Annotated in this window: 10 protein-coding genes and 2 pseudogenes; 3 read left to right on the forward strand and 9 right to left on the reverse strand. The window is 69.8% G+C overall.

Translation table 11 applies throughout. From position 1 onward, the window contains the following. Nucleotides 1–63: 63 nt before the first annotated feature. The 8 genes and pseudogenes from AC067U_RS15450 to AC067U_RS15485 all read right to left on the reverse strand — a co-directional run bounded on the left by AC067U_RS15450 (nt 64) and on the right by AC067U_RS15485 (nt 8,910). Nucleotides 64–471, reverse strand: a complete 408-nt coding sequence (locus AC067U_RS15450; RefSeq protein ID WP_478830194.1) for a hypothetical protein — start codon at nt 469–471, stop codon at nt 64–66. Then, nucleotides 468–2,609: an integrase gene (locus AC067U_RS15455; protein ID WP_478830195.1), complete on the reverse strand. Its 2,142-nt coding sequence runs from the start codon at nt 2,607–2,609 to the stop codon at nt 468–470. Before AC067U_RS15455 ends, AC067U_RS15450 begins: the two co-directional genes overlap by 4 nt. Then, entirely contained in the window at nt 2,606–3,559 is a 954-nt protein-coding gene (locus tag AC067U_RS15460) for a hypothetical protein (protein ID WP_478830196.1), read from the reverse strand. The genes AC067U_RS15455 and AC067U_RS15460 overlap by 4 nt, the downstream gene beginning before the upstream one ends. Nucleotides 3,560–3,588: 29 nt before the next feature. Beyond that, complete coding sequence (locus AC067U_RS15465) at nt 3,589–4,338, reverse strand: hypothetical protein (RefSeq protein ID WP_478830197.1); 750 nt, start codon at nt 4,336–4,338, stop codon at nt 3,589–3,591. Continuing rightward, complete coding sequence (locus AC067U_RS15470) at nt 4,335–5,885, reverse strand: site-specific integrase (RefSeq protein ID WP_478830588.1); 1,551 nt, start codon at nt 5,883–5,885, stop codon at nt 4,335–4,337. The genes AC067U_RS15465 and AC067U_RS15470 overlap by 4 nt, the downstream gene beginning before the upstream one ends. Before the next feature lie 456 nt (nt 5,886–6,341). Then, nucleotides 6,342–6,470: pseudogene (locus AC067U_RS15475) on the reverse strand (protein-L-isoaspartate O-methyltransferase); the annotation flags it as partial. A gap of 123 nt (nt 6,471–6,593) precedes the next feature. Then, nucleotides 6,594–8,066, reverse strand: coding sequence for an NUDIX domain-containing protein (locus AC067U_RS15480; RefSeq protein WP_478830198.1), 1,473 nt, complete (start codon nt 8,064–8,066; stop codon nt 6,594–6,596). 526 nt (nt 8,067–8,592) lie between these two features. Beyond that, on the reverse strand, nt 8,593–8,910 hold the full coding sequence (locus tag AC067U_RS15485; RefSeq protein WP_478830199.1) for a hypothetical protein: 318 nt from the start codon (nt 8,908–8,910) through the stop codon (nt 8,593–8,595). Here AC067U_RS15485 and AC067U_RS15490 point away from each other — a divergent pair. Then, nucleotides 8,889–9,281, forward strand: a pseudogene (locus AC067U_RS15490) (transposase); the annotation flags it as partial. The gene AC067U_RS15485 and the pseudogene AC067U_RS15490 sit on opposite strands and share 22 nt — an antisense overlap. A 145-nt stretch (nt 9,282–9,426) precedes the next feature. Here AC067U_RS15490 and AC067U_RS15495 read toward each other — a convergent pair. Then, on the reverse strand, nt 9,427–11,031 hold the full coding sequence (locus AC067U_RS15495) for a (2,3-dihydroxybenzoyl)adenylate synthase (RefSeq protein WP_478830200.1): 1,605 nt from the start codon (nt 11,029–11,031) through the stop codon (nt 9,427–9,429). Nucleotides 11,032–11,392: 361 nt separating this feature from the next. Here AC067U_RS15495 and AC067U_RS15500 point away from each other — a divergent pair, with 361 nt between their 5' ends. Beyond that, the gene (locus AC067U_RS15500) at nt 11,393–12,139 is read left to right on the forward strand and encodes a thioesterase II family protein (RefSeq protein WP_478830201.1); all 747 of its coding nucleotides are present in this window, start codon (nt 11,393–11,395) and stop codon (nt 12,137–12,139) included. A gap of 7 nt (nt 12,140–12,146) precedes the next feature. After that, entirely contained in the window at nt 12,147–13,181 is a 1,035-nt protein-coding gene (locus tag AC067U_RS15505; RefSeq protein WP_478830202.1) for an isocitrate/isopropylmalate dehydrogenase family protein, read from the forward strand. Nucleotides 13,182–13,188: the final 7 nt, after the last annotated feature.

A 13,188-nucleotide genomic window follows, 5' to 3' on the forward strand; every position in this document is an offset into this window, starting at 1 on the left:
TGACCGTGAGGGACGCGGAGGTCGAGGACCCGGCTACCTGGGACGACCTTTGGCTAGCCCTCTTTAATCGGTGGATGGGCGAAGCGGGATGACGTTGTCGGGGTCAGGGTGGTCCTGGCTGTCGGGTTGCCGGAGGATGAGGACGGCTGCCGCGAGGGCCATCTGCTCGGCTCGATGCCGAGACTCAGCCTCGGCAGCACGGGAGTCCTTGAGAGCTTCCTTCAGGCGGACCACCTCCTTGCGAAGCCGCCTTTCGACTTCCGGCGTCTGGTGCGTGTCGGTACGCACCCGCGCGTAGAACTCCTCCTTCAGGTCGGAGTGGCGTTTTTGCAGCGCCATGCGGTGGACACCGGCCTCTGCGGCGAGCGCGGCGGCTGTGAGGCTGCCGTTGGAGCAGGTGGGCTCGCCGGCCAGGAGGCGGTCCATGGCTGCGCGGATGCGGAAGCGTTCGTCCTCGTGCCGCTGGTTCATGCGATGGCCTCCTCGGCGGTCTGGGCGGCGGCGGCGTGGGCGTCGCCAAGGGCGCGGAAGCGGTCGGCGGTCAGGCGAAGCCGGTCGCCCAGGGGCTGGGGCATCAGGGCCGCCTTCGCATCGAGTCGGCCAGCGTGCTCGCGCGCCGCCTGCGCGTGGCTGTCGGTGCGGATCGCGTTGCCGCAGCCGAGCTGGCAGGCGAACTGGTTGGGTGCCGTCGCCCCCGGATCCGGGTCGCACAAGGCGGTGTCGCGCTTGAAGGCGCAGATGAGGAACGCGTCCGGGTTGTCGAAGAGCACAAGGCCGTCGCGAGCGAGGAACTTGGCGGCGGCCTTCGGGGTGGTCAGGGCGCCTTCGAAGCTGGGGATCGAGGCCGCTCCGACGATTGCCCGCCGCGCTGCCGGGCCGGAGATCTTCTCGCCGGCCGCTGTGGCGTCGCGCAGACGTGCCGCGGTGGTCGCGGCGGCGAGGGCGGTCTCGACGTCGAGTTCTCCGTGGAAGCCTCTGCGCTCGCGGCTGCCGTAGCCGCTGGAGGTGCGGGCGTCCAGGGCGGTGCGCATGTGCCCGTACTGGATGGCGAGGGCGACCAGGCCGCCGGGCCGGCGGGCGATGTGCCAGGCCAGGGTTCTGCGCAGACGGCTCAGTCCCAGGTTGCCGTGCGGGTCCTCCGGTACCCGTTGAGCTGGCAGGCCCTGAGCAGTGGCCTCCTGGTTGATCCACGACACGAGGTCCTCGACGCGGCGATCCAGCGTGGCCCGCTTCAGCGCACCGTGGTGCCTTCGCTGGGAGACGATGTCGTGGTGGGCGGAGCTGAACAAGAGCTCGCCCTTGGGGACGATGCGTTCCAGGACGCGGATGGCGTTGACGACCGGAGTGATCGCGACCCATGGGACTGCCCGCTCCTCGCCGGCGGAGACATGGTGCCCGTCGGAGTCACGGACGTTCTTGTAGTGGTGGGAGCGGATCAGATGCCGCGGCATGGAGCCGTCGGGATTCGGTTGCGGGTCGGGGCAGCAGCCGGATCGCAGCGACCGTGCCTCCTGGGAGCGCATCCCGGTCAAATACAAGATCACGATTGCGGCTGCCGTAGCCAGGTGCCGCACCAGGATCGGCGTCTCCTCGTAGTCCATGAACTCGCGCCATGGCCGTCCCTCGATCCGGCCCGTAACCGGCACCTGCATCGGGCTGGGGCCAGGCCGCTGAGCCGCGAGTCGGTAGAGTCCGTGCTGGGCGACGATGGTCTGGACTTGGGTCCGGCTGCACCCGGTGACCGTGGCGACGTAGTGGTGGGCCAGTGTGACGCCGTGCAGTCGGCTCACGGTGGCGGGCAGCGGTGCACCGGAGTTGACCAGAGGCAGCAGATAGCTCTTGAGAGCTGCCAGGCCCTCGCGGGTGGTCTTGGCTGCTTTCACCTGTGCGTGCATGCGGCGGCGTTTGTCCCAGGCAGCCAGGATGTCGCCGGAGAAGTCCTCGACCAGACGGATCGACCAGGTGAGCAAAGGGCCGATCACGGTCGGATCCAGCGGCTCGGTCTTGTTCTCCCCGCCTGCCTCTCCCGTCTCGGCGGGCAGATAGTCGTCGATGCCCTCGTCCTCCCAGGGCGGACGCGTAATGCGGCAGGGGCTGGCCGAGAGCTGGTCGAAGGCCCACAGGTCCGAGAGCCAGCGCAGAATCGTCAGGGCATGACCGCGCGTACAACCGCTGGCGTACTTGGCGGCGTACGCCTTCCAGTGTTCCGTGGTGCAGTCGCTGAGCCGGGAAACGCCTTGTCGGTCGAGCCAGCGTACGAACTTCATCCACTGGATGATGTTGTCGCGCATGCTGGTCACGCCGTCGCGTGTCCGGTTCTGAAAGCCGCCTTCCCGTATGTAGGTGGGGCGCAGCTCGCCGTTGATCAGGACCCAGAGGACACGACGGACCTCGCTCCGCAAGGTAGCCGGGCACTTCCTCAGATTGATCTTGTGGATGCTGTCCCCGGGGTTGTCGGTCAGCGGGCCCAGCGACCAGATGTCGTCGCTGTAGACGGAGTTGGCGTGGGTGTTGCCGGCGCTGATCCACCGTTCCATGACGACCGGGCTGTCTGGCTCCGGCAGCGGCAGGATGTAGGGATCGGCCTCGATGGATAGTGCGGTCGTCACGGGGCCAGGTCTCCCTCGAGCAGGTGGTCGATGATCATTCGGTCGCGGTCGGTGATCCGAGCCAGAGCGGCGTCCCAGGTGCGCTCGTTGACCTTCGTCCGCAGGTCATCGAGACGCTGGAGATGCTCGTCCCAGCGCTCGCGCCAGAGCTTCTCCGGCCAGGCGGAGCGAAGCGACATCAACTGGCGGCGGAGGAGGGCGAGGCGCGGGTGGTGCCCGGTATGGACCCGGGAGTTCTCGCAGGACAGGCAGAGCAGGAAGTCGGCGCCGCATCCGCCGCTCGGGTCCGGCCAGGGGCTGGTCTCCTGGTCGGCGCAGTCCGCGGTCGCGGTCTCCTGGTGAGCCACGTCGGCCGCATCCGAGAGCCGCCCCTTGAAGGTGTAGTCGCGGGCCTGTTCGAGGGCTTCTTCGGCGCCGGCCGCGATCACGTCCACGGCGGCTTGCTGGACGTTCTCGTCGGGCAGGACGTAGACGCTCTCGTGGGTGCCGCGTTTGTGCTGCAGCGGCTTGCCCGTGGTGGTGACGGTGGTCCTGCGGGCGCGTTGGAAGGGTGAGCCGATGTGGTGGGCTCTCGCCCATACACGTGCGTCGGCCTTGGACACCCCGAAGCACAGCGGGCCGACGTTCCGGGGCCGGTCCAGATTGGAGTCCACGTCAATACGGCGCCGGTTGCGGGCGACCATCAGCAGGTCGTGGCCCGGTGACAGGGAAGCAGCCAGGGTTCGCCCGTGCTGCGTGGCCTCCAGGGCCTGGGTGATGAGCCGGCCGGGCGAGTCCGCGCCGGAGTCGGTGTAGTTCTCCGTATCGAACCAGCGCCCTTCGCCCGAGCGGCGCTTCTCCACCAGGACCTCGTAGGCGACGGTGGCGGTCTCACCCGCGGACGGGGTCGTGACGGGCACGTGCAGACGGTCGTAGACCGACAGGTTCCACCCGTAGCGGTCCGTCATCATCACCGCCAGGGCCGTCAGCTCCGCCCGTCTCAGGAACAGCCGGCCCGTGGTCTTCCCGCGGTTCTTTCCGCGCAGCAGCCCTTCGGCTCGGGTGTAGGTCTTCCCATTCTTGTCCGGGTATCCGGGCAGTTCACCCGTCGCGGCGATGTGCTCGAGGAACGCTCCGATCCGCCAGTCACGGCTGTCCAGATCCAGTGCACCCGCCCGGTAGCGGGCGAGCAGCGCGGTGTTCTCCGGATCCGCAGCAACGCGGCCCGGAACTGCCGTTCGGCGACCAGCAAGATCTGGTCGCGCTCCGGCGGCCGGTAGGACTGCTTGGACGGCGTCCCCTTCTTCGGAACGGGGCGGGCCAGTTCCTCGGCGACCAACCCCTGTGCCAGCTGCGGCTCGCGTTTCAGCAGCGTACGCATCTTCGCGAGGGCCTCGCGCCCGCCGGGCGTGTCCTTGTGGTTGTTGCGCCAGAGCCGGAGCGTGGCAGAGGTGAGGTCCCTCAGATCCTCAGCCGGCTGGCCCTGGTCCTTGAGGAAGCGGGCGAAGACCTCGATGGATCGCCAATATGACTCACCGCTCGCGTGGCTGTTCCACCCCATGGACTGCGCGGCGAACGCCCGCGCAAGAGAGCAGCGCATCGGCTGAGGTACGGCCATCGCGGCGAAGTCGAAGACGCGCTCGAAGCCTTCCTTGTTCACCACGGTGACCTGCAGTCCGTCGGCGGCTATCCGCTCGGTCGCCTGGAAGTCCGGTGGCGGCAGGACGGCCTTGCGCCCCCGCCCGCTCACGATGCCGCCGCGACGGGCAGGGCGTCGACCAGCACCTCGATGTCCTGGATCCCGGAGGTTTCCCGGGCCAGCTGGGCGAACAGGCCGTTCAGATCCTTCGCCTGGTCCGCCTCGCCGTTCTCGTCCTCGGTGTCGAAGGCGAGGATCGACTCCAGCTGCAGATGCATGACCGGGCTGAGGTAGTGCTCCTTCGTCGTCTCGACGTCCTTGTGCCCCAACAGGGTCTTCACCAGCCACCACGGGTCGCCGTAGAGCTGGGCGAAGTCACGCCGGTCCGCTGCGGTCAGCCCGTACTTCCTGTCCATCAGCTCGTTGAGCAGGATCAACATGTAGAGCGCCATCGAGTGCCGCATGGAATGGGGTGTCGCGTACGGGACCTTCCCGCGGATCTCCGCGACCCGCAGCAGCCGGGGTGTCTCGCGTTCCTCCGGGGTCAACAGAGCCTGTTCGCAACGTTGGTTGGCCTGCCGGAACACGGTGTTCCAGCGGTCCGGTAGCATGGGCATGCCCTGCTCGGTCAGCCACAGCCACGCCGGCTCCGGGCCCTGTGGCCCCTCGACGAACAGCCACTGCCGCTCGCGCCAGTCGAGCAGGCTCAGGTCATGTCGCCCTGGGACGCCGTCGCGGTCGACCCAGTGGACCATCGTGGTCCGGCCCGTCGTGACCTTCGTGACCAGCCGCATTATCGGCAACTTCTCGTACCGCCCCTGGGCTTGCGACCGTTCAACCGCCCAGGCCCTCTCCGACTCCGCGTAGGCGCTGACCTGGCGCAAGGAATCGACCGACGCATAGAAGGTCCGGTCCCGCTTCGAACGGGACAGCGCCCGGGCCATCTGCCCGTGGCAGTAGCGGCCCGAGCGCAGCGGGCGGGACCGCACTTCGAACGTCAGCATGGCGCCGGATTCCTGCCGCCGCAGTTCCGAGCTGAGCGTGAACCCAACGAACGAGGTGTTCCGAAGCTCGGTCCTCCCGTCCCATCCCGGCACCGGTGTCCCGTCGGGACCGAGCCCGCGCAGGCCCACGTCCTGCCACAGACCCCACGTTCGCGGTGTCAGCCACGACACCCGAGAGCTGCGGGCGTCCGCTGCGCGGTCCGTCCGGCGCTGGCTGTCCACCGGCAACGGTTTGACCTTCGCCCACCGGTAGAGCCGTGTGAGAGCCGACGCTTCCCGATCCCACTTCGTCCCGCTGACTCGGCTTGGGTTGAGTGGCGAGTCGCACCGAAATTCCCTGTACGCACGCAAGTCGCTCTCGGTCGCCTGCCGCCACGGGATCCCGCGTCGCCACAACCAAGTCAGCAACAGCCGGATATCCAGCGCGTAATTCCGCCGAGTTTCTCGCTCCAGAGGATGGAATTCCGAAGAGAGAACGAATTCCAGCAGCTCGGGATCGACCACGAAATCAGGACGTACAAAAACCGGATCACCCGGCTGAAGCCCCACCGCGGCCACAGCTGCCGGCAAGTCACGGACCCCCAGCACCCCCTCCTCCGGCAGCGGCTCCCACCGCTCGGGATCCGGCACGAACACCAGCCACCACTCGTCCATCTGCCACCCCTGCGAGTCCTTGAACTCGCTCAATCATCAGGGAAGCAGGTGTGGGGATAGTCGGGGTCTCCGGCGACCGTGAACTGGATCTTGCGGCACTGGCAGCTGCCGGTCCGCGGCGTCGTGGTGGCAGGGGGCGTGGTCATAGGGTCGCGTCCTTCGGTGCGTTGTGGTCGGGGTGGGGCTCGTGCGGTGGGTGAGGTGCTTGCTCGGGGGTTGAGGGGGGCCAGGAGAGTTCCGCCGTCCCGGCGTCGCCGGCGGCGACCCACTGGGTGCCGCCAGGGTCGAGGTGGAGCCGGTACGAGGAGGGGGATCCGGCGTTCTGCCAGCGGGCGGCGGTGTCCTGGATCTCGCTCGCGAGCGCCAGACCGCCGGCGGCCAGCTGTTCCGGCCACGCCGCGGCACGCGGGGGACGGCGTAGGAGACGAAGATCAGGTCGTACGGCGCCCGCGGGAGCCAGCCGTCCCGCCCGTCCCCGGTCACCGCCACAGGCCGGTGCCCGAGCGCGGCCAGCCGCTCGCGGGCGGCGGCGGTGACGTGCGGGTCCCGGTCCACGGTGACCACCCCGGCATCCCCGGCGACCATCTCCGCCCGGGCGCTCGCCGCTCTCCCGTCGGGGGCGGTATCGGTCCGGGCGGTCGGCACGGTGGGATCGGCCACGTACGACTCCTTGCGTTTGGTGAGACCGTGGGCAGGGTGTGGGGGTGGTCAGGCCCAGCCGAGTTCGGTGTAGGCGCGGCCGGCTCGGATTCCCTCGATCGCCGCGCGGGTGTAGGGGACGATGGGCTCGGGGAGGGCGTCGGCGGGCCACCAGTCCCAGGAGAGGCACCGGTCCGGCTCCTTCACTTCCGGCGTCCCCGTCCACTGCCGGGCGCGGAAGACGAACCCGACCCGGGGCTGGTCGCCGGGCTTGTCCACCATGTGCACCACGTGCGCCAGCTCGACGTCGGCCGGGTCGATGAGCAGGCCGGCCTCCTCCTTCGCCTCGCGGACCAGGCAGGCCACCGCGGATTCCTGCTCGCAGTGGCCGGCGAGGAAGTGGTGGGTCGCTCCGGCGTACGCGGAGTGCGGGTGCCGTAGGCCGAGCAGGACCTGGCCGTCGCGTTCCAGGTAGAGGTGGACGCCGACGATGTGGGGAACGCTGGTGCTGCCGGCCTTCGGCCCGTCCGGCACGCGGGCCCCGGGCCGGGCCGCCACCAGCTGGTCGCGGGCAGAGTGCTCGGCGTGCCGGCGCACCAGGTCAAGGGTCGTGGGGCTCAGCCGGAGGCGGGGCATGGTGTCGGGGTGGAACCAGGCGAGCATCACGCCTTCGGTGAGGGGCAGGCCGGCGGGGTCGCCGTTCCACCGGGTGGTGAAGATCTGGACCGGTACGGTCAACCCGTCGGTGCCGGTGGCGAATTCGACGGCGAAGGGCTCCAGGGCGTCGGGCTCGAGCCCGGCTTCCTCACGGAGTTCACGGCGGACGGTGTCTTCCAATGAGGTGTCGCCCGGCTCGCGGCCTCCGCCGAGCAGGGACCAGGCGCCCGGTTCCCAGATGCCGGGCAGATCGTCGCGCAGGTGGAGCAGGTAGCGGCCATTGCCGTCGTGGATCAACGCCGAGGCGTTGACCGGCTCGATCCGTCCGTCGAGCCCGGAGGCGCAGAGCTTCGTCCGCAGGGTCGGGGACGTGACATGCTCGAAGGGCAGCCACGCGGTGGCCGAGACCTCCTCGGCCTGCACCGTGATCTCCGCGTCGTCATCGACGAGCGCGAGGACGAACCGGAAGTCGTAGTGCTGATGGGCACCCTCGGCCTTGGCCGGGTTGGCGTCGATGTCGTGGACGTCGATGTCGAAGGGCAGTCGGCCGTAGGCGGCGGTGGTGCACAGGGAGCCGGGCGCGATGCCGGCCTCCTCGTGGACCTCGCGCAGCGCCGCCTCCAGAAGTGAACGGTCGCCCGCCTCGACGTGTCCGCCCGGCGCGAGCAGTTTGCCCGTGGCGTTGTGACGGACGTGCAGGACGCGGCGATGGCGGTCGACCACGACCGCGCTGCACGTCACGTGACCGGGCAGGCTGGACCGGCTCGTGGGCTCGTCATCGCCGTCGAGCGCGCGCAACAGGGGTGCCAGCAGGGTTGCTTTGCCCGGATGCTGGTCCAGGTAGGTGATGAGGAGATCGTGGATGTGCGAGCGGGTGGGCGGCAAGGCGGGCCTCACAGTTCGGCGGGACAGCGGAGTGAAGGAGTCGCAGCCCTCCTGGTATCCGGTCGTGAGGCGCAGGAACGGGCGAAGGGGGCGTCAACCTGACGGTTGGCCGCCGGTCGCGAGCACCGGGCGGATCCGGGATGTTCGATTGCGGCAGGCGCGTCTGGGTGCTTCGGCAGGGCATTCACGGAGTCCTCCGGATGGGCGCACGGCTGGTACTGGTGCTCCAAGAACCGCTCCCGATCGGGTCAGTCACGCCCGAACGGGGGGCGGATCGTGAACGTATGTTCCAGTCGGCCCTGGTGGGCTTGGCAGGTCTGACGTGATGGCGTTAAAACTCGCTCGAACAGGTTCCTGTCGCCCCTTCGGGGGATTGCCGGCTCCAGCTCGGTCGCTGGGGCAGGCGTATGGGGAGCCCTGGCAAGGGCAGCACCGGTCGATGGGTGGTCCATCGACTGGTACCTCCAGGGCTGCCGTGGCGTGGTTTCCAGGCGGACCATCGCGAGGCTTCGGCCAGGAGGCGGGTTCAAGAGGACGACAGGCTGTGGCGCATCACGCGGTCACTCCGCTGAAGTGCTGCATCCAGGGCGCGATGGACGGGACGCGGGATCGCAGCAGTTCCCAGAGTGCAGGTCTCGACCAGGTCGCGGCAGGCCGCACGTGTGTCGGAGAGGCCCCACTCTGTGAGCAGGGGGTCGGCCAGTGCTTCTCGGGCGGCGAAGCCGTCGCGATCATCGGCGATATGGTGGTGCACCTGTTCGATGATGAGCTGTGCGGCAGCGCTTGCGGGGGAGCTGAGGGGGGCCAGGGCCGTGAGGTGCAATCCGACGTCGAAGACCGTCATTCCCTGCTCGGCGGGGACGGCCAGGATCGCGGCCGTGGATCGCGTCGGATGAACTGTGGTCGCTGATCGAGCCGTTGCTGCCGGAGCCGGAGCCGGAGCCGGCGCCGGAGCAGGTGGAGGGCCGACCGCGGGTGCCGGATCGGCAGGCGCTCTGCGGGATCCTGTTCGTGCATACCGGCATCCAGTGGGAGTACCTGCCGCAGGAGCTCGGCTTCGGTTCCGGGATGATCTGCCGGTGGCGTCCGGCCGCGTGGAACGAGGCCGGCGTGTGGGACCAGCTGCACCTGGTGCTGCTGAAGAGGCTGCGGGTGGCGAAGAAACCGGACTGGTCGCGGACGGTGATCGACTCCTCCCACGTCCGGGCCGCGCGAAGGGGCCTGCGATTCCGCGAGGCAGGCTCAGGGCGGTGACGGTGCGGGAGCGGACGTCCGTCGCTCCGGTGTCCGAGCCGGGCGAACGCCTGATCCGAGGCAGGCGCGGAACGGACGCGGAATCCGTCCCGCACCCTGCGTATCGTCAGCGCTGTGACGCGGCGATCCGCGCGCGCAGTGCCTTCTTGTCGACCTTCCCCATGGGTGTGCGCGGGAGCTGCGGCACCGGAATGAGCCGGTCGGGGATCTTGTAGGCGGCCAGGCCGCGGCCCCTGAGGAACTCCTTCATGGCGGACGGGCGGAGGTCAGCGTCCTCGAGGACGACGAAGGCGTACGTCCGTTCGCCGAGCACGGTATCCGCCACGCCGATCACGGCCGCGTCCTGCACGGCCGGGTGGGTGCGCAGCTGCAGTTCCACCTCCTCCGCGGAGACCTTCTCGCCGGCCCGGTTGATGATGTCCTTGGTCCTGCCGACGATCACGATGTTGCCGTCCGGCCTGCGCCGGACGAGGTCGCCCGTGCGGAAGAAGCCGTCCTGCGTGAACGAGCGGGTGTTCTCCTCCGGGGCACGGTAGTACCCGCGGATCGTGTAGGGCCCCCGCACCTGCATCTCGCCCGCCTCCCCCTCGGGCACGTGGTTCCCCGTTTCGTCGACGATCCTGACCTCGTCACCCGGTGACATGGGGCGGCCGTCGGTGTTGACGGCCACCTCCTCCGGGTCGTCGAGCCGGGTGTGGGTCAGCAGCCCCTCGCTGATGCCGTACCACCGCTGGATCCGGCAGCCCAGCGCCCGGGCCGCGCGGCGCGCCAGGGCCGGGTCGAGCGGGGCACTGCCCACCTGGATCAGCAGGCGGGACAGTTCGCCGGGCGGTCGTCCGGAATCGGCCCACAGCCGCAGCACCGAGGGCACGACCGTGGTCACGGTGACCGCCTCACGGCGGATCAGCGAGAAGACGTCGTCGGGCCGCACGCTCGACGTGAGGACCGCCTTCCCTCCCATCAGGAGACTGCCGAACACACCCGGACAGGCGAGGGCCGCCTGGTGTGCGACCGGGTTGACGGCGAGGTAGACCACCTCCGGGCCCACCTGCATCGCCTCCGCGCTGGCCCGCATGACGTACTCGTAGTCGTCGTGGGTCCGGGGAATCAGCTTCGGAAGTCCGGTGGTGCCGCCGGAGAGCAGGAATAGTGCGGGGTCGGACGCGTCCACCCGGGGCAGCGGGACGTCCTGGAGGTCCAGCGACTCCAGCGACTCCAGCGACTCCAGCGAAATGAACTCCTGGGCGTCGCCGCTGACGATCACGTGCGGGACCGACGGGATCTCCCGGGCGATCGTACGGAAGTCGAATCCGCCGAACTCGTCCTTCACCACGTAGGCGACAGCCCCGGAGTGAGCGCACAAATGCGCGATCTCGGACCTGCGGTGCCCGGGCAGCGCGAGCACCGGGATCGCTCCGGCCCGCAGCAGCGCGAAGACCAGGACGACGAACTCCGGGATGTTGGGGAGGTGGACCACCACCCGGTCCAGGGGCCTGATGCCCAGTCCGATCAGGCCGCCCGCCAACCGGTCCGCCCGTCGAGACAGCTCCGCGTAGGTCATTCGGCGTTCGCCGCACACCACGGCCACCCGCTCTGCGTTCCGTTTGCACGACTCGTGCAACAGGTCGCCGATCGGCCGGCCGAGCCATATCCCTGTCCGGCGCAGGTCCACCGCGATCTGTTCTGGCCAGGGCACAAATCCGTCAAGCATGATCGCGTTCCCTTTCAACGGTCGGTCGAGGCAGCGTGGATCGAGGACGGTGGCGATGCGGGTGAACGGGTGAAGGGCGGGTGCCCTCCCCGGCGGCGGACCTTGTCCCGGTGCGGTGGTGCCCGCCGCCCCGTGCGACGTGGGCTCGCCGCCCCGTGCGACGTGGGCTCGCCGCCCCGTGCGACATGGCCCGGTGCCGTGGGGCGGCGCGCCTGCGGTCCTTGTTGCCCTTCGGCATCGTCGGCGCCGTGGTCCACCGCGCTCCCATCTCTTGCCGACATCTGTCGCGGGCCCCGCGAATCCGCGAGGAGTGGAAAACATGGTGCGAACGGAATGACAGCCGGTCAGAAAGGCGCAGAGAATGAGCCTGATACGGGAGCGCGGCTGGGTGCGGTCGATGATCGCCGGTGACCCTCTCGGCCTTCGGATGGTGTGCTTCCCGCACTCGGGGGGCTCGGGGATCGCCTTCGGCGAGTGGGCCGCCGCGGTGCCGCCCGGGGTGTCACTGATGGCCGTGCAGTACCCGGGCCGCGGCGACCGTTTCAGGGAGCCGCCCGTGGACGACGTGGTGGCGATGGCCGGCTGCGTGGCGGCGGAGCTGTTGCGGTTGCCGCCGGGCGACCACGTGCTGTTCGGGCACAGCCTGGGGGCGCTGGTCGCCTACGAGACCGCCCTGCTGCTGCGGGACGCCGGCGAGGAACCCCTGGCGCTCTGCGTGTCCGCTGCGCTGCCGCCCGGACACATGAACAATCGGGGTGTCCACCTGGCGCCCGACGACGAGTTCTGGGCGACCCTGTGCGCACTGGGCGGCATCGAACCCGCGGTCGCCGAGAACGCCGAACTGCGCGACCTCCTCCTGCCCGTCATCCGCTCGGACCTGCGGGCCCACGCGACCTATCGGCCCCGCCCCGGCACCCGTCCGCTGTCCTGCCCCGTGCGCTGCTACCACGGCGCGGGCGATCCGCTGGTGGAGCAGGCCCAGCTGGCGGGGTGGGCGAGCGTCACCTCCGGTGGTTTCACGGAGGCCGTGCGGCCGGGCGGGCACTTCCACGTGACGACCGACGTCGCGGAACTCGTCACGGACGTGCTGAGCCAGGGCCGGAAATGAGGCGGCCTTGACCACCATCGCCGTGATCCCCGGTGACGGGATCGGTCCCGAGGTGATCGAGCCGGCGCTGGACGTCCTCGACGCCCTCGGCCTCGGAGCGCGGACGGACGTCCTGGACCACGTCAACGCGGAGACCTACCTGCGCACCGGAACCGCGCTGACCGGAGCCGACCTCGACCGGATCAGGTCCAGCGAGGCGGCGCTCCTCGGCGCGGTCGGGGATCCCCGGCTGAGCGACACCGCGTACGTGCGCGCCGTCCTCACCACCCTGCGCCTCGAACTCGACCTCTACGTCAACTACAGGCCGGCCAGACTCTGGCACGACCGGCTCAGTCCGCTGCGCGATCCGGCCCGCCGGCCGATCGACTGCGTGATCGTCAGGGAGAACACCGAGGGGCTCTACAGCGGCATCGGCGGAGGTACGCGCACCGGGACCCCCCAGGAGATCGCCATCGACGTGGACCTCAGCACCCGCCAAGGCGTTTCACGGGTGCTGGAGTTCGCCTTCTCCGTGGCGCGCAGGTCGGTGTGCCTGGTCGACAAGGCCAACGCCGTCCGCAACGGCGGACAGCTGTGGCAGCGGTGCTGGAACGAGGCGATCGCACGGCATCCGCAGGTCGAGACGTCCCACCTCTACGTGGACACCGCCGCCATGCGACTGGCCACCGATCCGACCGCCTTCGACGTCATCGTCACCAACAACTCCTACGGCGACATCCTGAGCGACCTCACGGCTGCGCTGGCCGGCGGCCTCGGAGTGGCGGCGTCGGCCAACCTCAACCCCGTCACCGGACACGGGCTCTTCGAGCCCGTGCACGGCAGCGCCCCGGACATCGCCGGGACCGGCACCGCCAATCCGTTCGGCGCGATCCTCTCGGTGGCCCTGCTGGTCGAGCACCTGGGCCGGCCCGAGGAGGCGGACGCGGTGCGCCGGGCGGTCGCCGCGGCCGTGGCCGCGGGCCGCGTGACCCCCGATCTCGGCGGATCGCTGAGCACGAAACAGGTGGGTGCCGTGGTCCTGACCGAACTGCGGCGGCCCTAGCCGGGTG

It is taken from the genome of Streptomyces sp. NPDC043853 (assembly GCF_056436025.1).